The following is a 23,316-nucleotide window of genomic DNA, read 5'->3' as shown; positions in this document are numbered from 1 at the left end:
GCACCCTATTCTGCATGAGTTGAAACTGGCCTCTTTCTCATTGTTGCTGAGATTCGGATTTGTCTTCTTTTCACTGGCGATGCTCTGGCTGGACATCGCCGTTTTTCACACTCAGATTCTCGAGATATCGTTCACCGAAATCAGCCAGGAGTTGATGCTGTTCATTATCGCCGTACTGTTCTGGACGCTACCGACGAGCAAAGGTCATGCGGGATTCAAATCATTGGCCGGCGGTTTCTTTGCCTGCCTGTTGATGCGAGAGCTGGATGGCTTGTTCGACCCCATCAGTCATAGCGCCTGGTGCGTGCCGTTCCTGGCCATCGCGACCGTCTGCGTAACGGTGGCCTTGGGCAAAGCCAACCGCCAACAGACATTGGCCGACCTCGCTGCGTTCACACAATCCCGCGCATTTGGCGCATTCGCTACAGGCTTTGGCGTGCTGCTGTTTTCACGCGTTTTCGGCATGGGCAGCTTTTGGCATCTTGTGTTGGGCGAAGGTTACGAGCGCTTGGCCAAGACGACGGTCGAGGAAGGAGTAGAGTTGTTGGCCTATTCAATGTGGCTGGCGACGACCATCGAGTATCGCCTGTCAGCCACCTTGGCGCCGGCGTTTGTAGCGCCGAAAAAATTTGCGGAGGCCGCAGGGCATTAATCCATACTCTGGGTAGACCGGCTCCCCAGAGCCGGTTCCCGTATCTGGATATCAGAATGGATAAGGCTGGTCGGAAGGTTCGACCGTGACCCATTTCACTTCAGTGAATTCCTCTATCACCGCGCTGCCGTCGAATCGACCGTAGCCACTGTTCTTCATACCACCGTAAGGGGCTTGAGGCTCGTTTTGCACCGTTGCCCCGTTGATGTGTACGCAACCGGCATCCAGTCGGCCAGCCAGATCAAGGGCCAGGCTGACATTGCGACTGAAGATGGCTGATGACAGACCGAACGCCGTATCGTTAGCGACAGCCAATGCCTGCTCCGCGCCTTTGACCCGAACCACAGTGGTGACTGGCCCGAAAGTTTCTTCATCGTAGATATCCATTTTCGATGACACTCGATCCACCAGCGTCGGCGCCATCTGCGCCTCCTCTGCCAGACCTCCCACCACAATCGTGGCCCCCTTCCCTACGGCGTCATCCAGCAACTGATTGATGCGCTGTACCGAGCCTTGGGAAATCATCGGGCCGATTACGCTGGCAGGATTAAGCACCGGGTTCCCTTGTTCGAGGTCTCGAATACGTTGAGCAAACTTTGCCACGAAAGCATCAGCGACAGACTCATCGACCACGAAGCGCTCGGTCGACATACAGATTTGCCCTTGGTACAGAAATGCGCCAAACACGGCAGCGTTGACCGCGCCTTCAAGGTCGGCGTCCTCTAACACAATAAACGGTGCCTTCCCGCCCAGCTCGAGCAAACAGCGCTTGAGGTACTTCGCGCTGGTCTGGGCAATCATCCGGCCGACGTTGGTCGACCCGGTGAAATTGACCCGGCGTACCGTATCGTGAGCGATCAGCACTTCAGTTACAGCGCCGGCATCTTCTGGCGCCGAAATAATAAAGTTCACCACGCCAGCCGGGAACCCTGCGTCATAGAACGCCTGGGCCAGCAGCTCATGAGTGCGCGGGCTGTTTTCTGAACCTTTGAAAATAACCGTGTTACCGCAGGCCAACGGGTAGGCGATGGATCGGGTGCCAAGAATGACCGGACCGTTCCACGGTGCAATGCTCAACACCGTGCCGGCGGGTTGACGCAAGGTGACTGACAACGTGCCGGGCTTATCGGTAGCAAGGGTTTCACCCTTGATTTGGGTGGTCAGCGATGCCGCTTCACGAAGCAGGTTGGCCGAAGCCCCGACGTTGAACTGCGACCAGAGTCGAGAAGCGCCGATTTCTTCAGCCATGACACTGCAGAAAAGCTCCATCTTGCTTTCCAGCGCATCAGCCGCTGCCAGCAGTAGCCGACGACGCTCGGTCGGGCCCACTTTCGACCATGTTTTAAATGCTTGCTGGGACGATGCAGCGACGCGTCGGGCATCTTCCACACTGCACGCCGCGCCGGTGCTGACAACGTTGCCACTGACCGGATCGATGCGCTGGTAGGTTTTACCGTCCGAGGCGGCTTGCGCGATATTGTCGATTACGAGTTGAACAGTCATCTTGAAATCCTTTGATGAGTTTGAAAAAATCAGGCTCGGTCGGCAGCTGCCGGCATACGAAGTATCGGTTTGATGGTGATACCGCTTTCGCTATCGGCCATCGCTTCGTTGACCTGCTCAAAGGTGTAGAACCGGCACAACTTGTCAAAGGGGAAACGCCCTTGCAGGTGCAGATCGACAAGCGTGGGAATAAACGCGTTGGCGACCACGTCGCCCTGGACGATGCCCATGATGCGTTTGCCCGGGATCATCACGTCGTTGATGTTGAAAGCGACTTCGGTGCCCATCTTGGTCGCGCCGACGATGCCACAGGTGCCCAGCGTCGTGAGTGCGTCGATGGCCTGACGTAGAACTTCCGCGCGTCCGGAGCATTCCAGGCTGTAATTTGCCCCGCCTCCAGTGATCTCGCGAATGCGCTCCACCGGGTCTTCTTCCCGACTGTTGATGACGTGTGTGGCGCCGACCTCAAGCGCCAGTTCCAAGCGACTCGGCGTAACGTCCACGGCGATAATGGTCGTCGCGCCGGCAACCCGGGCGGCCATCACCGCTGCCAGACCGACTGCGCCGGCACCGAATGCAACGAAGCTGCTACCCGCTTCAACTCGTAGGGCCTTGAGCACAGAACCAGCGCCTGTCTGTATGCCGCACCCCAAAGGGCCAAGCAGTTCCAGCGGTGCTTTTTTCGATACTTTGACCACGTTGCGCTCATTAGCGATCACGTAGGTCGAAAAGGACGACTGGCCGAAGAAGTGATCGTGTATCGGGGCTGCGTTGTCGCAACTGCAGGTGGAGGTGCTGCCGTCGAGGCGTCCACCACCAAAATTCAGTGGGTGCATATGGGAGCAATGCGCCGGATGTCCGGTCTCGCATGGCAGACAAAGTCCGCAGGACATGTAAGTCATGACAACGTGATCGCCAGGAGCGATGGTTGTCACAGCACTGCCTACGGCCTCAACAATCCCTGCACCCTCGTGGCCCAGAACGATAGGCAGCGGTGTCGGAAATAGCTGGTCGCGTACGACCATATCGGTGTGGCAAACACCCGTTGCAACAATGCGTACACGAACTTCGTCGGGACGCGGAACGGCCAACTCGGCACGTTCAAACTGAAGTTTGCCGCCTGCCTCACGCAAGACGGCGACTTTGACTTCGATAGGCATGAGCGCGGTGTGGGACATGAACTTATCCTCTTGAATAATGAATGGGTTATCCGGCAGCGACCTACGCGTCTTGCAGAGCACGCTGGCGATTGCTGCGTTGTTGCGCCTGATCGCTGGCAGCGTGACGCAACTGGAAATCAAAGGTCATTTGTGCAAAACGCCCCGACACTTCGTGAGCGATGGATTGGTTTTCGTCATCAACGAAATGCACCTCGCCAATCAAGCCATCTCGGGTGGCATAGGCGAAGTCGTCCCAGAGATACTTATCGTTGGAAAGGTTGATCTGGGTGGTCAAATGCTCATAACCCGGAGCCGAGACGAAGAAATGAATATGCGCCGGGCGCTGGCCATGCCGGCCCAGATGGTTGAGGCACTCTTGAGTCGGGCCTTGAGGGTTACAGCCATAACCTGACGGCACGATGCTTTTGACGCGATAACGCCCTTGCGCGTCGGTCACGATGCGCCGACGCAGATTGAACGGCGATTGGCTTTTGTCGAAGTGGGAGTAGTTGCCTTTACTGTCAGCTTGCCAAAGATCAACCAGCGCACCTGCAATGGGTTGTCCTAGTGTGTCCAGAACCTGACCGTCTAGAAACATCGGTGTGGCGATAGCGTCTTCGCTACCATCGTCCATCCGCGCAAATCCCTGACACAGCGGTGCGCCAGCCACATACAGGGGGCCCTCGATCGTGCGCGGTGTTCCGCCGCTGCGCCCTGCTTCCGCCTCTTTGGCATCGTTGAGAAGATCAAGGAAATGCTCGACCCCCAACCCTGCCACCAAGAGCCCAGCCTCATTGTTTTTACCCAGTCGATTGATGTACTCGACCCCCGCCCAAAACTCATCTTCGCTGATCGCAAGCTCTTCAATGAGTCGCGCAGTTTCCTGCAGAATTCGCAGCACAATCTGTTTGCTGCGCGGGTCTCCAGCCTCTTTTTTCATCCCGGCTGCGTCTTGAAAAAATTCGCGGATTTCAGCGGTTTGGGAAATGCTGACGGTCATGATGATTCACCTTTTGTTCTTGGACGCGGACGACGCCAGTCGCAACGAACTGGCGAGCGGCCGGCAGGGAGTCAGACGGCTTGTGCCCATCCGAGCCGGGTGTGCGCCTCAGCCAGGTCGGCTTGCATGTCGTGGTTCCACAACCAGTCAAAGCGACTGGCCAGCGTTGTCGAGAGCAGTGGCTCCTGGTCCGCTACCTTGGCGTCGCGGAACTCGTAAAGTTCGCCCGCTTCCCAGGATGTGCGTTGAACACGGCAAGCACGCGGACGGCGTATGGCGTCATACACCTCAAGCACCTGCTTCGCGTCACGTTGCAAAACCCGCGGATCGGCCAGCAGGCGTGCCAGTAACCAGGCATCTTCCAGCCCCTGCCCGGCTCCGGCGCCTTGATGCGGCAGCATCGCGTGCGCCGCGTCGCCGATCAGCCCGACACGGCCGTGGACGTAACCCGACAATTCGTCCAGTTCGTGCAGTGCCCAAAGGGTGGGATTGGGAATGCATTCAAGCAATACGCGAACGGCATCTCCCCATTCGCTGAAGGCTTCGAGCATCTCGGCCTGGGTGGTGTTTTTCACCCAGGGTTTGTCGGCGGGCCATACCGGGTTGGCGTCAGTCCGATCCGAAACAAATGCCACGACGTTGATCAGTCGGCCCTGTTTGACCGGGAAAGTCAGGATGTGGGCATCGAGGCCCAAATACATTTGCGGAACGTTGATCAAATGCTCATCGACGCCCGCCGCACGATAGGCATCGCGGAGTTGCGAGCTGTCGATCATTCCGCGGTAGGCGCAGGTGCCACTGAAGCGCGGGGCGACCAAAGGCTGGCCCAAGCCCTGAAGTACGTAATCACGAATGGAGGATTTGATTCCATCTGCTGCAATCAAGAGATCGCACTGATGGTGCGTACCGTCGGTGAATTGGACACTGACGCGATCACCCGTCTCATCTACGCTGACTGCGCGTTTACCGAAAACGGCGATGCCCTCTGGCAATTGACTGGCCAGCGCATCGAGAAAGTCTGCGCGGTGTACTGAAGACTGACCGACACCTTCAGCAATGCTTGCACCGAGGTAGCCGGCATCGACACCCCGACGCCATTCAAACCAGATGTCCTGCCAGGGCTGAGCAGTCCGGTCGGCGATTTGCTCGTAGGGTTTGCCGATGCCGAGACCTTCGATGGCCCTTACCGCGTTCGCGCCAAATGAAACACCTGCACCGACTTCGCCGAATGCCGGTGCAGCTTCAAACAGTTGAACGTCCAGATGTTGATGACGGTGCAGATCCAGTGCGAGGGCGACACCTGCGATACCACCGCCAACGATAGCGACTTGCAAGACAGATTTAGGGCTATTCATGGGGAAACCTTTATGTTGTTTTTGGAATAGCTCGATCATGACTATTCACGAAACATTGATAAATGGCCTCACTCCCATACTACCTATCACCAACCTGAATACTGGTATGCTTGCAGCCTCGTCACTCCTCCCGAGCTGCCTGCAATGCACCTACGCGAACTCGACCTGAACCTGCTGGTGATCTTTCATCAACTATTGATCGACCACAGTGTTTCCGGTGCGGCTGAAACGCTTGGCCTCACTCAGCCGGCCGTGAGCAACGCACTCAAGCGTCTGCGTACCTCACTCAATGACGAATTGTTTGTACGCACCCATCAAGGCATGCAACCAACGCCCTACGCGTTGCAAATGGCCGAGCCGGTGTCTCAGGCAATCAACCTCCTGCACGGCGCGATCAATCGCCAGGACGAGTTCGATCCGGCCACCAGCCAGAAACGCTTTGTCGTAGCGATGACCGACATCGGTGAGATTTACTTCATGCCGCGATTGATTGAGGCCCTGCTCAAGCAGGCCCCCGGAATTTCGGTCAGCACGCTGCGCAGCAATGCGGGACTGTCTGAAAGTCTTGCCAGCGGCGAAGTGGATCTGGCGGTCGGATTACTGCCCGATTTGCAGGCAGGCTTCTATCAACGGCGTTTGTTCCATCATCGGTACGTGTGCCTGTGCCGCCAGGATCATCCGCTGACACAACAACCCATGACGCGAGAACGTTTTTGTGAATATGGGCACGTGAGAATCGTTGCGGCCAGTACCGGACATGGTGAGATCGACACGCACATGCAGCGGGCTGGCCTGCAACGCCAGATACGCCTGGAGGTGCCGCACTTTGTGGCGGTAGGGCATATCTTGCAGAACACCGATCTTGTCGCGACCGTGCCTGAGCGCTTCGCCAGCAGTTGTAGCGGACCGTTCGGTTTGACCATCCTGCCGTTGCCATTACCGCTGCCGGAGATTGCGATCAATATGTTCTGGCACACTAAATACAACCGCGATCCGGCCAACAAATGGTTCCGGCAACTGATGTTTGATCTCTTCAGCGATTGAGTTTCAGACGCTAAGGGCGCCATGGCAGCAGGTCACTGCCAATGCTCACAAAGTTTTACCAACTCATCTACCACGTACCTGACTTTCGGCCGCAGATGCGAGACCTTTGGCCAGACGGCATGTACATCAACCGGATCAGGCTCGTAATCTTCCAGGACTTCGACCAGCCTCCCCGCCTCCAGGTCTTCTCTGAACAGGCAGCGCGGCATCTGGCACAAGCCTGTCCCGGCGACGGCGGCAAGAATCATCGCTTCGCCGTCGCCTATTTGATGCGTGGACGGTGGCGCATAACGGACAGTTTCCGCGCCTTGCCTGACGCGCCACGACAACGGCTGGCCGCGACGATGCCCGACGATGCAATGGTGATGGCTTAAGTCCTCCAGTGTTTGTGGAACTCCAAAGCGCTGCAGATACCCGGGCGCCGCACAAATCGCCCAGCGTTGGCGAGTAAGCCGGCGTGCTACCAAGCCGCTGGTGTCCTTCAGCTCACCGAAGCGCACCAAGAGATCAATGCCTTCCTCAAACGGATCAACAATGTGGTCGGAAAACGTCATGTTCAGTTGCAGTGCGGGGTATTTGTTGGCGATCTCGAACAGCAATGGCGCGACGACCCGGCGTCCAAACGCCACAGGAATGTCCACTCGCAAGCGACCGGATGGCTCCCCTGCCCCCGGCCCGAGGCCACTTTCCGCTGCGCCGATTTCCTCGAGCGCTGTGGAGCACGCGGTGAAATACGCTTCGCCGTCGGCAGTCAGCGAGATGCGTCGTGTGGTGCGGTGGAACAGCTGTGTGCCCAGGCGATCCTCAAGGCGCGCAATTGATTTGCCCACGGCCGATTTGGATAGTCCGAGGTGTTCTGCGGCCTGAGTGAAGCTGGTTGATCGGGCGGCGACCACGAAGGTGATAACGCCCTGAAACGAATCGACAGGAATCATGCGAATCATCTGATTGTAGAGTTTGGATCTACCCAGATTATAGTTTCAGGCTGTTTATCGCCAGATGATTCGACATTAGCATTGAGCCTCGAAAAGCATCGGTGCAACGCGCTTCAAGCGTGCAAGCACACCGATTATCCAGATCAATGTCTAAAGAGGAATTTGCCATGCCTGTCGTACGAGTCAGCTGGTTTGAAGGTAAAGAACACGAGCAGAAAGCCGCTGTTGCCGCAGACATCACCGCGAGCATCGTCAAGCACACCGGTACTGATGCGAACTACATCTACGTCATTTTTGAAGACGTCGCCGCCTCCGACTGGGCCGGTGCCGGCAAATTGTTTGGAGAGGCGCCGGAGAAATCCTGACCCGATCGTTAACGCCTGCATCGGCTAGGTCAGCGATGCATTCTCACTAGCGTCTAAGGAAAAACCCTCCATGCATCCACATATCTCCTGCCTGTTCTCCCTCGCGGTCAAACCCGCTGACTTCCCCGAATTCAAAGCGCTGATCGCCAACATTGTCGAAGCCACCAGCGCTGAGCCGGGCACACTGGTTTACGAATATAGTGTCAACGAAGACAACAGCGTCGTTCACATTCTCGAGCGCTACAACGTCGGTGCAGTGGTCAGCCACGTCGACACCACGTTTGCACCATTCGGTCAGCGTTTTCTAGAACTGTGCACCGTCACCAGCCTGGTTGTGTATGGCACGCCTGACGCCGAAATCCGTAAACGTCTGGATCCGTTCGGGGCTGTGTACATGACCCCATTCGACGGTTTCAGCCGCTAATTTTCAGACGGCGCAGGCTCCACTTCAATGACTGGGTCTGCGCACTGTCTTCCCGCACAGAGACCCTCATGTCCGATATCGCAAACATTATCAAATCGCGAATTTCCGCCAACAGCTATGACACTGAGCGCAGCCTGAGCGATCAACAGCTTGCCGAGCTGATCGAGTTGGCTACCCATGCACCTTCCGCGTTCAATCTGCAGAACTGGAAATTCCTCGCCGTACGCAGCGCCGAAGCCAAAGCGCGTCTCCTGCCTCTGGCGTGGGGGCAGCAGAAAATCGTCGACGCTGCCGTGACATTTATCGTCTGCGGCACACTCAATCCGCATGAGACATTGCCGTCGGCGCTTAAACCTACCCTGGATGCCGGCATCATTGATCAGGCTATCTACGACATGTGGGTAGGTGCAGCTGAAGGCATGTACAAGGAAAACCCACAACTGCAGCGTGATGAGGCGATTCGTTCCGGCTCACTGGCAGCCATGACACTGATGCTGGCCGCGAAGGGCCAAGGCCTGGTTTCTACGCCAATGATCGGCTTCGATCAGTCGGCGGTGGCCAAGGAGTTTGGTCTGTCTGACCTGGAAATTCCGGTCATGCTGGTCACCGTTGGCTACCCGGGTGCGACCAACTGGCCGCAGAAGCCACGCAAGGCCGTCAACGACGTTCTGCAGTTCGTGTAAGCACACGCGCCCCGGCGAAGTCAGATTGATCTCTGACTTCGCCGGGGTATTGATCTATTCAAAGGCATTACAAGCCTTTGAAGTTCAACTCTTGTCGTTTCTGGAAATCCGCAGATTTCTGAAGTGCGCGACTGTCCCGGACTCGATCCAGATACCCACTCCTCCGCGCTGCGCCGCCCCGTACTTCAGATCCCGTACGATAAACGCTGGTTTCTCGTTGTGATCCAGGAACAGATCAACGTTTGAGCCTTTGATCACCAACTTCATATGAATCCATCGACCCAACTGGAGGTCGGCGTAGGTCTCGTACTTTTCCGGCGATTCTTTGCGAAGCTGATCAAATCTGAAGTCTGGATAACCTGCGTATTGCACAGAATGATTGCGTCGTATCTGGTCATCCGCCGAACTGTTGGTCGGTCGCAGGTAAATGCTTTCGAAGCGCCCTGCCCCGTCTATTCGAAAGGCAACACCGACAAATCCGCGCGCGTATTCAGGGGCATCTTTCGCCAAGTCACTGGCGACGTCGACTTCGATGGAGCCATCGCCGAAATCCATGGGCAGCCAGGCCATGAAATTTCTATCGAGCAATCGTTCCCGGGTCGGGTCCTGATAGGAAGAACCGGGCATTTGCAGCGCTAAGGCGTGCTGCCCTTGATAAAGCGTCTTGACCAGCGAAACGCCCGACAGCTGATATTCAGCGGGCGCTGTATACGCGCGGGCCTTTTGATCACTTGCCATCACCACTCCAACTAAAAGAGTCGCCGCGACAGCGATTGAATGCAGCATCATCGCAAAGGCTCCAGGATAAGAACAAAAAAGACCCATGACGCAGGCCGGCATGGGTCTCCGATTGTTTCGAATCAGACGATGTCGTCGACTACGCCACCATCGACTCTGAGCGCAGCCCCCGTAGTGGCCGATGCTTGCGGCGAGCACACATAAACGATCATGTTGGCCACCTCCTCCACAGTGGCTGCACGCTGGATGATCGAGCTCGGGCGATGCTGCATCACAAAATCAGCGACGACCGTCTCCAGCGATTTGCCGGTGCGCTCGACTTCACCCTTCATCATGTCTGCCACGCCATCGGATAGCGTCGGCCCAGGCAGGACGCTGTTGACGGTGACACCGCTGCCGGCGACGCGTTTTGCGAGGCCACGCGCCAGCGCCAGCTGCGCTGTTTTGGACACACCGTAATGGATCATGTCCGCGGGAATATTTCGGGCCGACTCGGAGGCGACAAACACCACTCGACCCCAACCGTTCTCAACCATGCCAGGCAACAATGCACGACTGAGGCGAACGCCGGACATCACGTTGGTTTGCCAGTAGTTGTTCCAGACCTCGTCGTCTGTTTCAAAGAAATCCTGTGGCTCATAAATGCCTGCGTTGTTCACCAGGATGTCGATGCCACTGACACCGGCGAGCAAGGCCTCTACGCCTTCGGCAGAACTCAGGTCCGCAGCCACACCACTGACGGTCGCGCCGGGCACTGCCGCGTGCAATCGGGCGATCGCGTCGTTGACCGAGCGTTCACTGCGACCGTTTATGACAACCGCGGCGCCGGCCTGTGCAAGACCCTTGGCAATGGCGAAACCAATACCTCCGGTAGAAGCGGTGACCAGTGCGTGTTTGCTATCGAGTTGGATATTCATCATTTCTCCGTCAAGAATGAGCGGGTATTGCTACCCGTCATCTGTTTCTACTGTCGGCGTAGAAAACAAAGCTGCCACTGTATGGGCTGCCCTCGCGTGGATAAATATCGATTCGGAATGGGGATCTACAACAGTTTGTTTCAAAAGCGCTCGGGCGCGATCGCGTCGGCTCCAAACGCCGCTATAGCGAAGTCGAGAAAACTGCGCAATTTTGGCGTCAGTCTGCGATCCGGCGCGTACAAGACATGCAGGGGGCGACTTGGCGGTGGATAGTCGGGCAGTAAAGCAACCAGCTCACCTTCCTTTAGTGATTGGCGAACCAATTCCTCCGGCTGCAGCAATATGCCCAGGCCGGCCAATGCGGCACACAACAGCGGTTCGCCGTGATCAGCCATGAAGCGGCTGCCAACCGGAACAACCACCGTTCCTTCCGGGCCATTGAATGTCCAGTGTGTGCGCAATTCCGTATGCGAGAAACCCAGACATTCATGGTCCTGAAGGTCCCACGGTGTTTCGATCGCAGGCTTGCCTTGCAGGTAGGAAGGTGCAGCGCAGAGCACGAGTTTATAGGGCGCCAATTCTCGGGCAACCAGGCCGCTGTCAGCCAATTGCCCGACCCTGAATACCACGTCGAAGCCTTCATCGATGAGGTCGATTGCACGGTTGGCGAGGCTCAGCTCGATGCTCACCAACGGATTGGCTTCCATGAACTCAGGCAGTCGCGGCGCGAGAGACTGCATGCCGAAGCTGACGGGAGCATTGATCCTCAAGCGCCCACTGGGCAAAGCCTGAGTGTGCGCGGCCAGGTTCTCAGCCGACTCTACTTCCGCAAGGATGAATTTGGAACGCTCATAGAATTCACGCCCGAAGTCAGTCAGGCTCTGTCGTCGAGTCGTGCGATTGAGCAAGCGTACGCCCAAGTGTTGCTCTAAATGATGGACATGTTTGCCAATCAGTTGCGCCGACATTTGCAACGCGTCACCGGCGGCGCTGAAAGACCCCATCTCCACGGCTTTAACAAATGCCGCCATGCTGCTCAGACGATCCATTCCCAACAATCCGTTTCTAATGTTCGGGCATTTTGAGTATTTATTCCCCTACTGTCCAAGGCCTATCGTGGTGTTGCAGCGAATCACTGCACCTGGCGAGGCATTCGCCTGTTCAGACACGACTTTTAAAGGCATGGGAAGGACTGTGAAATACCCGCTGAAAAATCAATCGATCTCCGAATTGCTCGGCGAAGACTTTTACTTTCCGCACGAAATCATTGGCCAGGCGTTCCGCGCTTCGGACTTTGAAGAGCTGAAAATCAGCAGCTTCACTACGGGCGACGGCGTGAGCCTGGCGTACTGGGAAGCTGGTAGCGGTCAGCCGTTGATCTTCATTCCCGGCTGGTCGGCGAACGGCGCGATGTATTTCCACCTTATGCAAATCCTCAGCAAGCACTATCACGTCTACGTGCTTGATGTTCGCAACCAGGGGCTTTCGGAGAAAACCGTAAAGGGTAATCGCATCTCGCGTTACGCCATGGACGTGAAGGAATTTGCGCAGCATCTGGATCTGCCCCAAGCGCACTATTGTGGCTGGTCGATGGGGGCCTCGATCATGTGGGCTTATATTGATCTTTTCGGCACACAAGGTATTCGCACCCTTAGCATCATTGACCAGGCCCCCTCAATCTACTGCCACGCTGACTGGACGGAACAGCAGCGACTGGAGGCCGGAGCATTCACCACATCGCCGGAACGCATGATCGCGTCCTACGTCAACATGACGCCCACCAACCAGTTGATTTCTGGCAGTCGGGTTGTCGAGCGGGCGATGGCGCTCGACTCCCCTTATTTTCACAATGTGATTAGCCTGGTACAGGTTGTGGTGAAGGACGACATGGCGTTCACTGGCCTGGTACTTTTCGATCACGCTACCAACGATTGGCGCGATGTCATTCAAACCAAAATAGACGTGCCTACGGCGATCTTTACCGGCGAATACAGTGACTGGCTGGAAAGCCAGCGATGGATGCACGCCGTGATCCCGGACTCGGTTCTGCATGTCTACAGCAAGGCGGACCAGGGCGATCACTTCCTGGCATTCAAGCACCCGGAAAAGTTTGCGGCAGATTTGCACAGCTTCTTGCAACGGTCGTAATTGATACAGGCTCCTTTTGCCCGGCTGAATGCTCCCCCTTGTTGTCAGCCGGGATTTTTTGCTGAACCTGTTCTAGCGCTCCCATTGCGGGTGAGCGAAACGCTCAGCCAGAAAGTTGATCAACACGCGGACTTTGGTCGCCAGATGCTTGCGCGTGGGATAGACCACATAGATGCCCAATTCCACCGATTGATACGCTGGCAGAATCTCAACCAGATCCCCTTTGCGCAGGTCTTCGGCCACCATGAAACTGGGCTGCAAGGCAATGCCACCACCTGCCAGCGCGATGCTGCGACAGGTATCACCATTGTTGCAGCGCACACTCGAGCGCGTACGCACAGTCTCGCTTCCATGAGGCCCTTCGAACTGCCACTCGTTGCCGCTGGCAAAGTTGGTGTAGGCAATCACGCCATGCTCAGTCAGGTCAGACAGCGAGCGAATCTCAGGGTGATTCGCCAGGTACTCGGGCGAGGCACACAAGCACATTCGCGTACCCGCCAGACGTCGCCCCACCAGAGAAGAACTTTCCATCCGCGCAATGCGAACGGCGGCATCAAAGCCCTCCTCCACCAGATCCACCAACCGGTCATTCAGGCTGATATCCAGTTCAACGTTGGGGTATACCTTCATGAAGTCTGCCCACACCGGAGCCAAGTGCAGCACCCCGAAACTCACCGGCGCATTGATCCGCAGTACACCGCTCGGCTCGGGTGCCGACGACGAAACCGCCTCTTCCGCTTGATCCATGAGCGTCAGTACATCGCGTGCCTGGTGATAGAACTGACGCCCTTCCTCCGTCAATGAAAGCTTGCGTGTGGTGCGATGCAGCAGTCGCACGCCCAGGCGTTCTTCAAGCCCACTGACGTAACGCGAAATAGCCGCCTTCGACATCTCCAACGGCTCGGCTGCGCCGACGAAGCTGCCTTTATCCACCACCGTGCAGAACACCTGCATCTCTAACGCCCTGTCCATCACTGTCTCACTAAGTGGAACTATTAATCACATTTCGCCTTATTTATCTCATTTTTACAACCTATAAACTGAGCCCATCGAAACGAACATCAACGGAGATGAAGTCACTATGAAGATTACAGTCGTGGGTACCGGCAACATGGGTTCGGCGTTCACCAAGCAATTGTCCGCCGCCGGACACATCGTTCGAGTCACTGGCCGTGACATGGAAAAGGCCAAGGCACTGGCTGCTCAGTTTGAAAATGCACAAGCTTACCCGGCAGCAGAGGCTCTGGGCGACAGCGATGTCGTGGTAATTGCCACCGCCTACCCCGATGCCGTAGCTGCGCTGCAAAGCCTCGGCGATCTGATTGGCAAAGTGATCATCGACATCACCAACCCGCTGAGCGCCGACTACATGTCGCTGACCATCGGTCACGAGACAAGCGCCGGCGAAGAAATCGCCAAAGCAGTGCCTCAAGCGCACGTCGTCAAAGCCTTTAACACCTTGTTCGCTCAAGTACTCGCCGATGGTCCGACGTTCGCGGATAACCAGAAAGGCAGCGTGTTCGTCGCCAGCGACAGTGAGCGTGCCAAACAAACCGCTATCACCCTCGCCTACAGCCTGGGCTGGAACGCGGTGAACACCGGTGGACTGATCAACGCACGTTACCTGGAGCCACTCGCCGGCCTGAATATCTACCTCGGCTACGGCGCCGGTCTGGGCACCTCGATCGCCCCGGTCTGGCTGAACAAGTAATCACATTGGAGCTTTCACCATGAACACCTCGTTCCCCCTGCTGTTTGTGTCTCATGGTGCTCCGCTGTTTGCCATCGAGCCCGGTCTGGCTGGTCCGCGTCTGGCCGAGCTCGGTCGCGAAATGCCGCGACCTGATGCCATAGTCATTCTGTCTCCGCACTGGATGACCCGTGGTGAAGTCAATGTCACGGCGAGCACCGCCCCGCAAACCATTCACGACTTCGGCGGTTTTCCCGACGAGTTGTACCAGTTGCGCTACCCGGCACCGGGCGCTCCGATCCTGGCTGCCCACATCGTCAAACTGCTGCAGGCAGCAGGCTGGACCTCCCGACTCGATCACCAGCGCGGGCTGGACCATGGGGCGTGGGTGCCGCTGATGTACTTGGCGCCCGATGCCGACATTCCCGTGGTTCAGGTGTCGATGCCCGCGCGGCTCGATACCCATCAGGCCTGGAAACTCGGTGAGGCGCTCAAACCACTGCGTGACATGAACGTGCTGATCGTAGCGTCCGGCAGCCTGACTCATAACTTATATGAGTTTCGCGGAGCGACCCGCGAGGGTGCGGATTACGTGAAGGCGTTCGCGGCCTGGACCGCGCAAACACTGCGTGCCGGGCAAACCGATCAACTCCTGGATTACCGGCAACAGGCGCCCTCTGCCGAGCGCGCTCACCCGACAGATGAGCACTTTTTGCCATTGCTGATCGCTCTGGGTGCCGCCGGCGAACGTTATGACACCCGCGTGCTGGAAGGCGGCGTGTCCTACGGCGTGCTGGCGATGGACAGTTACCTGTTTTCCTCGAAAAACGAAGATGGATCTGAATCCACTCCTCTCAATCAAGGCGTTACCAATCATGCGTGATACGACTTTTTCCGAAGCGGCCCGCGAGCCGCAATCGGGCCTCTTTTTCCGCAAGGGCTGCAGCGTTTCAGCGCCCAAGGGCCGACTGATTCTGCTGCACGGCGTGGGCTCGAATGAAGCCAACCTTGCGTCTATGGCTCAATCGCTACCCGAAGGTCTGGAAGTGATTTTGCTGCGCGCTCCCCTGCAGGTCGGGCCTCAGGGCTTCGCCTGGTATCAGGTGAACTTCACCAGTAATGGCCCTTCGTTCAATCAAGAACAAGCAGAAGCCAGCCGGCATCTGCTGCACACCTTTATAGACGCACTGCCCCAGTTGCCGACGGTCATCGCCGGCTTCAGTCAGGGCGGCATCATGAGCGCGAGTCTGGGCGTGACCGAGCCTGAACTGGTGCAAGGTTTTGCGATTCTCAGCGGCCGAATACTGCGCGAGATAGCCCCGAAGGTCGCCTCGCCTGAGCGTCTCAAGTCAGTGTCGGCATTCATCGCCCACGGTCACCACGACGGCGTGTTGCCGGTGGACTGGGCGAAGGAAGCTGACGCTTGGCTGGATCGAATCGGCGTCGTCCACGAAACCCATTTCTACGAAATGGCCCACGAGATCGTCGCTGAAGAACTGGCTGACTTCTCGACATGGCTGACCCAAACGCTGTCACTGACTCATTAAACAAAAAGGAGCTACACCATGATTGACTCTCGCACCGCCCCCTACGCTGCATTTGTGATGCGCCTCGCCCTGGGCATCATGTTTATCGCTCACGGCCTGACCAAAGTGTTTGTTTTCACGCCCGCAGGTACCGCAGGTTTTTTTGAATCCGTCGGTTTTCCGGGCTTTCTCGCTTACCCGGTCATGGCATTTGAAGTGATCGGCGGCTTGATGTTGGTATTGGGTGTTTACGCACGCTGGGTGGCCGCCTTGGCGGTGGTTCAGCTGTTCGTCGCCGCAACCGTCCACTTTGGCAACGGCTGGAGTTTCACCAATGCCAACGGCGGCTGGGAATACCCGATCTATTTGTCCGTGACGGCATTGGTTGTTGCACTGCTGGGTGACGGCGCCTTTGCCGCGAAGGCATCCCGCACAGCCTAACTCGCTGCGTATTACTTGAATGCCGATGCACTGGAGCAATCCAGTGCATCGGCGTTTTGCGTTGTGGTCAACGGTGGCACATCACGCCAGTCGCTCAGTCATGAAGCTGACGAACGCTTTTATTTTCGGCAAAGGGTGGCGACTGGATGGCCAAAGAATGCTGAACGTACGGTGATCGCTCATGTAGCGATCCAGAAGCGCAACCAATCTTCCATCGGTGATGGCATCTTCGACAAAAAAATCCGGCAGGCACGCGATTCCCAATCCAGCCTCAGCCATCGCCATGAGCGGCTCTATCGCATTGGCGGTTGCCGACTGCCCGGGTTCATAGCTGTCCTGACCCTTTTTTGTCAGCAGTGGCCAAGGGTCGAGTTTGCCACTGGTTGGATACCGGTAACGCAGGCAGGAATGGCCGGCGAGATCTGACGGCCGTGCAGGCGTACCACGGGTTGCAAGGTAGTCAGGCGATGCAACGAGCCGATGGCTGTAGCCATTGAGCTTGCGCATTGTCAGGCGCGAGTCTTCGACCTCACCGATACGCATCACCGCATCAAAACCCTCCTCGATGACGTTGACCAGCCGATCACTGAATTCAAGCTCCAGCTCCACGTCGGGATAGGCCTGTTGAAACGCAATCAAGTGAGGCATCAAACGCATGCCCAACTGGGGCAAGCCCAGACGCAATTTGCCCTGGGGTTTACCAGCAGCCTCGGTGATCTCCCGTTTGGCGACCTCATATTCCGCAAAAATACGGTGACAGCGCTCAAGGAACACACTGCCCTCGGAGGTCAGCGTTATCGCCCGTGTGGAGCGGTGAAACAACCTCACGCCGAGTTCTTCCTCCAAACGTGCCACGGCCTTGCTGACCGCCGATGAAGAAACGCCAATCCTCCGTCCAGCCTCGGTGAAGCTGCGCGTTTGCGCGGCCTGAACGAACGCGCCGAGCGCTCCAAAATGGTCCATGACGACTCCGATCTATTTGAGCTTTTTATTCATAAATGTTCGGAACTGCATCCTGTTTTTCTTTCACATCATACAACCTATAGTCACCGAAATCGTGGCTTCACCCCAAGGCGTATCGCCTCGCGAAGCCTCTGCCATCCTGGATTACAGAAGAGCCCTCGAAAATCATGTCCTCTCGCTATACGAGTGCGCCGGAACTGCAACAGCACCGCGGTTATGCGCGGGTTTTTCAGCCCGGCCATCTGACGTTTGGCTTCATCGCGCCCTTGGAAAGTTACCCCGACAGTCCGGGTCCGACTCTGCAGGATCATGCGCAGTTGGCTCGCCGGGTCGATGAGGCTGGTTTTTCCGCCATCTGGCTTCGCGATGTACCGTTCTATGACCCTAACTTCGGTGATGTGGGGCAGATTCTTGACCCTCTGGTGTACGCCGGATTTCTGGCTGGCGTGACCCGTAATATCGCCATCGGTACCGCGGGCATCGTTCTCCCTTTACGCGATCCATTGATCGTTGCCAAACAGGCCGCGAGCATCGATCAGTTGCTAGGGGGACGATTTATCCTCGGGCTGGCCACCGGCGACCGTCCGGTGGAATACCCTGCTTTCGGGCTTGATTTCAATAATCGCGCCGAGCGTTTCCGTGATGCGCTGGCGATCATCCGCGCTGCAACCGAAACCCACTGGCCAGTGCATGCCTCTAAGTTTTATGGCCAGTTGAATGGTGATATCGACCTCATCCCCAAGCCTGTGGGTCCACGCCTGCCGACCATTATTGTGGGTCAGGCCGGCCAGTCGCTGGAGTGGATTGGCGAAAACACCGACGGCATTCTCTCGTATATCTCCAATCCGATCCTGATTCCGCAAATCATCGAACGCTGGCGCACGGTCTGTGGCCAGGGGATTTACAAGCCCTACGGCTACGGCACCCTGTTTGATCTGGACCGCGACCCGAACTTTCCACTGCAGGCGGGTCGGGTGCTGCGTGCCGGTCGCAACGCATTGATCGAGCATTGGAAGCGTCAACAGGATCAGGGCGTCGGTCACGTTGCCCTGCACTTCAAACCTCAGCGACGTCATGCCTCGGAAGTCATCGATGAACTGGGCGAACACCTCCTCCCACACTTCCCCAGTGCATCACTCCCGGTCGAACCCTCACCCATGCAGGCCCGCTCATGAATCGCCCTCTTCATCACATGGATTTCATCTTTCAGACCGCATTGGGCACTTACCCGTTGGCAGCGCAGTGCGAGATGCTCGCCGAACTCGGCTACCAAGGGATGACGATGTCTGCCTGGAGTAAAGACTTGCAGTCGATTGCCCAGGTCAAACCCACTTGGGGCCTGGACGTAGGTGCCGTCTACCTAATCTATCGCCAAGGTCTGGAATCGTTTGTAACCAACATCTTCGAAACCATTGAGGGCTGCACCACGATTGAGCTGGCCCTGCATTCAGGCGACGAAGTCACCGACGCTGACCGCAGAATGCTTGAGCACCTGCTGCCGATCTGCGAGCGTCGAGGCCTTGAGATCAATCTTTATCCCCACGCGCGCTACGGCATGCAGACAACCGCCGAAGCTGTGGCCTTATGCGAAGAATTCAACCACCCGCTACTCAACATCGTTTTCAACGGTTATCACTGGTATGCGATGCAGGAGCAGGCTCTTGAACAACGTCTTGACGCGGTATGGCCTTGGCTGAAACAGGTCAATATTGCCGGCACCCGGCGCTCGCCACTGGGATGGGGCGGCCTGGCGACCATCGAACCGCTCGATGAAGGGGAAATGGACAACTTCGTGTTGTTGGGCGCCCTCGAACGTCGTGGTTTCGACGGACGCTTTGGCGTTCTGGGCTGGGAGAGTATGGGCGGTGACGTCTATGGCAACCTGCGCCGTTCGGTCACTGCGTTTCGCTCCATGGAGCACCGGTTGGCGGTTCATCCCGAATGGTCCGTTCTGACCGACTCACCGCGCTGAGCCCAGGAGATAAATCATGGCTCATCGTATCCATGCACTCGATTCATTTTTCTACTCATCGATGGGCGTTTACGCCTTTCAAACGCAGTGCGAAATGTTGGCCGAACTGGGTTATGACGGCATCACTGTCGCGGCCTGGGGTGGTACACCGCTGACCGATCTCACTTTATTGCCCCGTGTCAGGGAAACCCACGGCTTGCACGTCGAGGGGCTTTATCTGGTGCTACACGAGGGGCGTAACGACAGTCTGATACAACGCATCGTTGAAACCGTCGAAGGTGTCGAGCTTATCGAGCTGGCGATACAAACCAGCGTCAATGGTGCTCAAGCCATTCTTGGATTCATCGAGTCGCTGCTGCCCATTGCCGAGCAGCGTGGACTGCGAATCGCGCTGTATCCCCATCTGCATCATGTGACCCAGACTACCGAACAAGTCGTGCAGATCTGCGAACTGTTTGCTCACCCGCGCCTGGGTGCCTCGTTCAATGGTTATCACTGGTACGCCAGCCAGGAGGGAGCGCTTGAAGCACGCCTCTTGGCAATGAAGCCATGGCTTATGCAAGTGGTGACGTCCGGTAGCGCGCTTTCACAACTGGGCTGGGGCGGCGTGGCCACGATGGAACCGGTCGATCGTGGCGAGATGGACAACTTCGCGTTGATCGCAGCGCTGAATCGCATTGGCTACACCGGCAGCATTGGCGTGCTCGGCTGGGATTATGGTGGCGACATCTACCTGAAACTCCAGCGCTGCCTCGCAACGCTGCGCGATATTGATCGACGCCTTGAAGCCCATCCGCAATGGGCGAACTTCCCATTGAAGTAAGACCGCATCACCTTGTGAACCCGAATTGAAATGGAGCCTGCAATGACAGCCCTCTCTGTACTGGATCTGATGATGATTGGCGAAGACAAAACCTTCGCTGACACCCTTGATGATGCGGTTGCGCTGGCGCAACACGTGGAAGCTCACGGTTATAAACGCTACTGGATCGCCGAGCATCACGACCTGCCGGGTATCTCCTCCTCGGCTACCACCCTGCTGATTCAGCATCTGGCGGCAGCAACACGCACCCTGCGCGTAGGCTCTGGCGGGATCATGCTGCCCAATCACTCTCCTCTCGTAGTTGCGGAGCAGTTCGGAACGTTGGAAACGTTATTTGCGGGGCGTATCGATCTTGGCATTGGCAGAGCACCGGGATCTGCCGGGCCGGCAATTCGGGCACTGCGCGGTGATGCCTCCGAACGCGACTTCGCGCAAGACCTGCGACAAGTCCAGGACTATCTGGCGGACAACGGCAAACAGCCGGTGCGGGCAATCCCGGGCCAACACGACACCCCGCTCTGGCTGCTGGGCTCCAGTATCAACAGTGCTGACCTCGCGGCAAAACTGGGGCTGCCATACGCATTCGCTTCACATTTTGCCCCGCATTTTCTCATGGAAGCGATTACCCATTACCGCAGCACGTTCCGCCCGTCAGCCGCCTTGCAGCGCCCCTATGTCATCGCGGGGGCAAATGTCTTCGCGGCCCCCTCCCGGGCCGAGGCTGACTACATCGCGAGCTCTCACCGGCAATGGGTCTGCAATTTATACGCAGGCAAGGCAGGCCCATTACCGCGTCCGGAAGAAGGCTATATGGAGCGGATCTCCGCCTATGATCGACAGAGCCTGGCCCAAGCCATGTCTTGCACTGCAGTGGGTGACGTGGACGATGTCGGCAGTTGGCTGCGCCAGTTCATCGCTACCACTCAGGTGGATGAAGTGATCATCGATGCGAGGATTTATGACCCCGCGGCACGTTGCCGCTCGTATCAGATTGCCGCCGAATCCATTGCCGACCTGCTCGACTGATGCCAGTCGGATGTCGTGTGCACTGTCTGTGCAGGCCTCGACATGAGGCTTGCCAGCGCTATGAAATCGAGGATCAGACATGTCCAATACTGATCAGCAAGCGATGCTCGCTTCTCCTTCGCCTTCCCCTCAATTGATCCTGCATGCGATCGCACACCCGCTGAGACGAAAGATACTTGGCTGGCTGAAAGACGCGATTCGGTATTTCCCTCAGCAGGCCTACGGTCGCGAATTCGGCGTGTGCGCTGGCCAGATTGCCCTGCGTTGCGGGCTGGCACAATCGACGGTGTCCCAGCACTTGTCATTGCTCAAGAAGGCCGAATTGATCGAGGAACACAGAGTCGGTTCTGTACATTTTTTTACGCGAAACGAGGTCACGCTTCAGCACTTTACTCATCAGCTGACTTTCCTGCTGGCCAACCCGCTGAGTGCGGTAAATCACCAGATAGATTGAGCATTTCCCCGTGAGCCGTCAGCGCTCGGTTGATTAGAAACAAATCGACCGTAGTCACCAAACAGAAAGGACGTGTTTGTTTTTCTGATGAACGCCTAAGCTTTCCGGTAACCCGATTCTCGTAATTGACGCCCTTGGCCGGTTACTCCGTTGCAGTACAAATGGTGCTGATGGAGACGCTCCGCCCGCTTTCGCCACGCTTGGCGAAAACTCATCGATCGAGACGCGCACTGCTGGGTACTGAGCTCAAGTAATCACTTGCACGCCTCTTCGATCCAGACCAACGCCTCGGCCTGAAAGTATTACCACTTGGAGATAAAGCTTTATGAAATCCCGTGCTGCAGTTGCATTTGAACCCGGCAAGCCGCTGCAAATTGTCGAGATCGACGTTGCGCCGCCACGCGCTGGCGAAGTGCTGATTAAGATTACCGACACCGGTGTGTGCCATACCGATGCCTTCACGCTGTCGGGTGATGATCCAGAGGGACTGTTCCCTGTTGTGTTGGGGCACGAAGGTGCGGGCGTGGTGGTTGAGGTCGGTGAAGGCGTTACCAGCCTCAAGCCCGGCGATCATGTTATTCCACTGTATACCGCCGAATGTGGCGAGTGCCTGTTCTGCAAGTCTGGCAAAACCAACCTGTGCGTCGCCGTCCGTGAAACACAAGGCAAAGGCGTGATGCCGGATGGCACCACTCGGTTTTCCTACAATGGTCAACCGCTCTACCACTACATGGGTTGCTCGACGTTCAGCGAGTACACCGTGGTGGCTGAAGTCTCCGTCGCAAAGATCAATCCGCAGGCCAATCATGAGCATGTATGCCTGCTTGGCTGCGGTGTCACCACCGGCATTGGTGCCGTGCACAACACAGCCAAGGTGCAACCGGGAGACACCGTCGCGGTATTCGGACTCGGTGGTATCGGGCTCGCCGTGATTCAAGGTGCCCGTCAGGCCAAAGCCGGACGCATCATTGCCGTCGACACCAACCCTGGCAAATTTGAGCTCGCCCGGTCTTTCGGCGCCACTGACTGCATCAACCCGAAGGATCACGATAAGCCTATCCAGCAAGTCATCATCGAAGCGACCGGATGGGGTGTCGACCACTCGTTCGAATGCATCGGTAACGTGCATGTCATGCGCGCCGCGCTGGAAAGTGCGCACCGTGGCTGGGGCCAATCGATCGTCATCGGTGTAGCAGGCGCTGGGCAGGAAATTTCGACCCGCCCGTTCCAGCTCGTCACCGGGCGTACCTGGAAAGGCTCCGCTTTCGGCGGCGTCAAAGGTCGCACTCAACTGCCAAAAATGGTTGAGGACGCGATGAAAGGTGAAATCGAGCTCGCGCCTTTTGTGACGCACACCATGCCGTTGGAGCGCATCAATGAAGCGTTCGACCTGATGCATGAAGGCAAGTCGATCCGTACTGTCATCAAGTACTGAAGTAAGGCTCAGGGCCGCAAGGCCCTGTCGCCTTCCCATGCTCGTTATCGATCTGGAGATAC

Annotated in this window: 26 protein-coding genes; 16 read left to right on the top strand and 10 right to left on the bottom strand. The window is 57.0% G+C overall.

Annotated elements, in window-relative coordinates:
- Positions 1-19 precede the first annotated feature (19 nt).
- The gene (locus tag ACIPIZ_RS01430; RefSeq protein WP_401163513.1) at positions 20-652 is read left to right on the top strand and encodes a hypothetical protein; all 633 of its coding nucleotides are present in this window, start codon (positions 20-22) and stop codon (positions 650-652) included.
- Between the two features lie 51 nt (positions 653-703).
- Here the strand turns inward: ACIPIZ_RS01430 and ACIPIZ_RS01425 are convergent, their stop codons facing one another.
- From ACIPIZ_RS01425 to salA, 4 genes are all read right to left on the bottom strand, one after another.
- Positions 704-2,155, bottom strand: coding sequence for an aldehyde dehydrogenase (locus ACIPIZ_RS01425; protein WP_305443679.1), 1,452 nt, complete (start codon positions 2,153-2,155; stop codon positions 704-706).
- A 29-nt stretch (positions 2,156-2,184) separates the two neighbouring features.
- Entirely contained in the window at positions 2,185-3,333 is a 1,149-nt protein-coding gene (locus tag ACIPIZ_RS01420; RefSeq protein ID WP_401163512.1) for an NAD(P)-dependent alcohol dehydrogenase, read from the bottom strand.
- 43 nt (positions 3,334-3,376) lie between these two features.
- A complete protein-coding gene (catA, locus tag ACIPIZ_RS01415) occupies positions 3,377-4,315 on the bottom strand; it encodes a catechol 1,2-dioxygenase (RefSeq protein ID WP_401163510.1) in 939 nt (312 codons plus the stop codon).
- Between the two features lie 71 nt (positions 4,316-4,386).
- Complete coding sequence (gene salA / locus ACIPIZ_RS01410) at positions 4,387-5,670, bottom strand: salicylate 1-monooxygenase (RefSeq protein ID WP_401163508.1); 1,284 nt, start codon at positions 5,668-5,670, stop codon at positions 4,387-4,389.
- Positions 5,671-5,814: 144 nt separating this feature from the next.
- Here salA and ACIPIZ_RS01405 point away from each other — a divergent pair, with 144 nt between their 5' ends.
- On the top strand, positions 5,815-6,714 hold the full coding sequence (locus ACIPIZ_RS01405; protein WP_007910298.1) for a LysR family transcriptional regulator: 900 nt from the start codon (positions 5,815-5,817) through the stop codon (positions 6,712-6,714).
- A gap of 32 nt (positions 6,715-6,746) precedes the next feature.
- Here the strand turns inward: ACIPIZ_RS01405 and ACIPIZ_RS01400 are convergent, their stop codons facing one another.
- Positions 6,747-7,649 (bottom strand): LysR family transcriptional regulator, encoded by a 903-nt coding sequence (locus ACIPIZ_RS01400; RefSeq protein WP_401163504.1) that lies wholly within the window; start codon positions 7,647-7,649, stop codon positions 6,747-6,749.
- Between the two features lie 167 nt (positions 7,650-7,816).
- On the opposite strand from ACIPIZ_RS01400, the gene ACIPIZ_RS01395 reads away from it, so the two are divergent.
- The 3 genes from ACIPIZ_RS01395 to ACIPIZ_RS01385 all read left to right on the top strand — a co-directional run bounded on the left by ACIPIZ_RS01395 (position 7,817) and on the right by ACIPIZ_RS01385 (position 9,121).
- On the top strand, positions 7,817-8,014 hold the full coding sequence (locus ACIPIZ_RS01395) for a 4-oxalocrotonate tautomerase family protein (RefSeq protein ID WP_007910302.1): 198 nt from the start codon (positions 7,817-7,819) through the stop codon (positions 8,012-8,014).
- A gap of 70 nt (positions 8,015-8,084) precedes the next feature.
- Positions 8,085-8,438 (top strand): putative quinol monooxygenase, encoded by a 354-nt coding sequence (locus ACIPIZ_RS01390; protein WP_007910304.1) that lies wholly within the window; start codon positions 8,085-8,087, stop codon positions 8,436-8,438.
- A 68-nt stretch (positions 8,439-8,506) separates the two neighbouring features.
- A complete protein-coding gene (locus ACIPIZ_RS01385; RefSeq protein ID WP_401163501.1) occupies positions 8,507-9,121 on the top strand; it encodes a nitroreductase family protein in 615 nt (204 codons plus the stop codon).
- Positions 9,122-9,205: 84 nt separating this feature from the next.
- Here ACIPIZ_RS01385 and ACIPIZ_RS01380 read toward each other — a convergent pair whose 3' ends face one another.
- The 3 genes from ACIPIZ_RS01380 to ACIPIZ_RS01370 all read right to left on the bottom strand — a co-directional run bounded on the left by ACIPIZ_RS01380 (position 9,206) and on the right by ACIPIZ_RS01370 (position 11,825).
- Positions 9,206-9,961 (bottom strand): hypothetical protein, encoded by a 756-nt coding sequence (locus tag ACIPIZ_RS01380; protein ID WP_401163499.1) that lies wholly within the window; start codon positions 9,959-9,961, stop codon positions 9,206-9,208.
- Positions 9,962-9,981: 20 nt separating this feature from the next.
- Positions 9,982-10,776, bottom strand: a complete 795-nt coding sequence (locus tag ACIPIZ_RS01375; protein ID WP_401163497.1) for an SDR family NAD(P)-dependent oxidoreductase — start codon at positions 10,774-10,776, stop codon at positions 9,982-9,984.
- A gap of 140 nt (positions 10,777-10,916) precedes the next feature.
- On the bottom strand, positions 10,917-11,825 hold the full coding sequence (locus tag ACIPIZ_RS01370) for a LysR family transcriptional regulator (RefSeq protein WP_401163494.1): 909 nt from the start codon (positions 11,823-11,825) through the stop codon (positions 10,917-10,919).
- A 145-nt stretch (positions 11,826-11,970) separates the two neighbouring features.
- Between ACIPIZ_RS01370 and ACIPIZ_RS01365 the strand changes: the two genes are divergently transcribed.
- Positions 11,971-12,924, top strand: coding sequence for an alpha/beta fold hydrolase (locus ACIPIZ_RS01365; protein ID WP_401164220.1), 954 nt, complete (start codon positions 11,971-11,973; stop codon positions 12,922-12,924).
- Between the two features lie 72 nt (positions 12,925-12,996).
- Here ACIPIZ_RS01365 and ACIPIZ_RS01360 read toward each other — a convergent pair whose 3' ends face one another.
- The gene (locus ACIPIZ_RS01360) at positions 12,997-13,896 is read right to left on the bottom strand and encodes a LysR family transcriptional regulator (RefSeq protein ID WP_401163493.1); all 900 of its coding nucleotides are present in this window, start codon (positions 13,894-13,896) and stop codon (positions 12,997-12,999) included.
- 109 nt (positions 13,897-14,005) lie between these two features.
- On the opposite strand from ACIPIZ_RS01360, the gene ACIPIZ_RS01355 reads away from it, so the two are divergent.
- From ACIPIZ_RS01355 to ACIPIZ_RS01340, 4 genes are read left to right on the top strand one after another with little or no spacing between them, the layout of a single operon-like run.
- A complete protein-coding gene (locus ACIPIZ_RS01355) occupies positions 14,006-14,635 on the top strand; it encodes an NADPH-dependent F420 reductase (protein WP_007910316.1) in 630 nt (209 codons plus the stop codon).
- Positions 14,636-14,654: 19 nt separating this feature from the next.
- Positions 14,655-15,497 (top strand): DODA-type extradiol aromatic ring-opening family dioxygenase, encoded by an 843-nt coding sequence (locus ACIPIZ_RS01350; RefSeq protein ID WP_401163491.1) that lies wholly within the window; start codon positions 14,655-14,657, stop codon positions 15,495-15,497.
- Positions 15,490-16,161, top strand: a complete 672-nt coding sequence (locus ACIPIZ_RS01345; RefSeq protein ID WP_401163489.1) for an alpha/beta hydrolase — start codon at positions 15,490-15,492, stop codon at positions 16,159-16,161. Before ACIPIZ_RS01350 ends, ACIPIZ_RS01345 begins: the two co-directional genes overlap by 8 nt.
- Positions 16,162-16,179: 18 nt before the next feature.
- Positions 16,180-16,581, top strand: a complete 402-nt coding sequence (locus ACIPIZ_RS01340; protein ID WP_401163487.1) for a DoxX family protein — start codon at positions 16,180-16,182, stop codon at positions 16,579-16,581.
- A gap of 81 nt (positions 16,582-16,662) precedes the next feature.
- On the opposite strand, the gene ACIPIZ_RS01335 is transcribed toward ACIPIZ_RS01340, so the two are convergent.
- Positions 16,663-17,544 carry a LysR family transcriptional regulator gene (locus ACIPIZ_RS01335; protein ID WP_401163485.1) on the bottom strand — a complete coding sequence of 294 codons (882 nt, stop codon included), beginning with the start codon at positions 17,542-17,544 and terminating at the stop codon, positions 16,663-16,665.
- Positions 17,545-17,711: 167 nt separating this feature from the next.
- On the opposite strand from ACIPIZ_RS01335, the gene ACIPIZ_RS01330 reads away from it, so the two are divergent.
- The 6 genes from ACIPIZ_RS01330 to ACIPIZ_RS01305 all read left to right on the top strand — a co-directional run bounded on the left by ACIPIZ_RS01330 (position 17,712) and on the right by ACIPIZ_RS01305 (position 23,254).
- Positions 17,712-18,719 carry an LLM class oxidoreductase gene (locus ACIPIZ_RS01330; protein WP_401163483.1) on the top strand — a complete coding sequence of 336 codons (1,008 nt, stop codon included), beginning with the start codon at positions 17,712-17,714 and terminating at the stop codon, positions 18,717-18,719.
- Positions 18,716-19,516 (top strand): TIM barrel protein, encoded by an 801-nt coding sequence (locus tag ACIPIZ_RS01325; protein WP_366299563.1) that lies wholly within the window; start codon positions 18,716-18,718, stop codon positions 19,514-19,516. The genes ACIPIZ_RS01330 and ACIPIZ_RS01325 overlap by 4 nt, the downstream gene beginning before the upstream one ends.
- Before the next feature lie 16 nt (positions 19,517-19,532).
- Positions 19,533-20,339 (top strand): sugar phosphate isomerase/epimerase family protein, encoded by an 807-nt coding sequence (locus ACIPIZ_RS01320; RefSeq protein ID WP_401163480.1) that lies wholly within the window; start codon positions 19,533-19,535, stop codon positions 20,337-20,339.
- Positions 20,340-20,381: 42 nt separating this feature from the next.
- Positions 20,382-21,365, top strand: a complete 984-nt coding sequence (locus ACIPIZ_RS01315; protein ID WP_401163479.1) for an LLM class flavin-dependent oxidoreductase — start codon at positions 20,382-20,384, stop codon at positions 21,363-21,365.
- Between the two features lie 79 nt (positions 21,366-21,444).
- Positions 21,445-21,819, top strand: a complete 375-nt coding sequence (locus ACIPIZ_RS01310) for a helix-turn-helix transcriptional regulator (protein WP_110718385.1) — start codon at positions 21,445-21,447, stop codon at positions 21,817-21,819.
- Positions 21,820-22,144: 325 nt separating this feature from the next.
- Entirely contained in the window at positions 22,145-23,254 is a 1,110-nt protein-coding gene (locus ACIPIZ_RS01305; protein WP_007910335.1) for an S-(hydroxymethyl)glutathione dehydrogenase/class III alcohol dehydrogenase, read from the top strand.
- Positions 23,255-23,316 lie beyond the last annotated feature (62 nt).

It is taken from the genome of Pseudomonas sp. NPDC087690, assembly GCF_044743175.1.
Taxonomy (GTDB): Bacteria; Pseudomonadota; Gammaproteobacteria; order Pseudomonadales; family Pseudomonadaceae; genus Aquipseudomonas.
The sequence above is the reverse complement of the archived record's forward strand: the minus strand, read 5'-3'. Positions and strand labels throughout refer to the sequence as shown.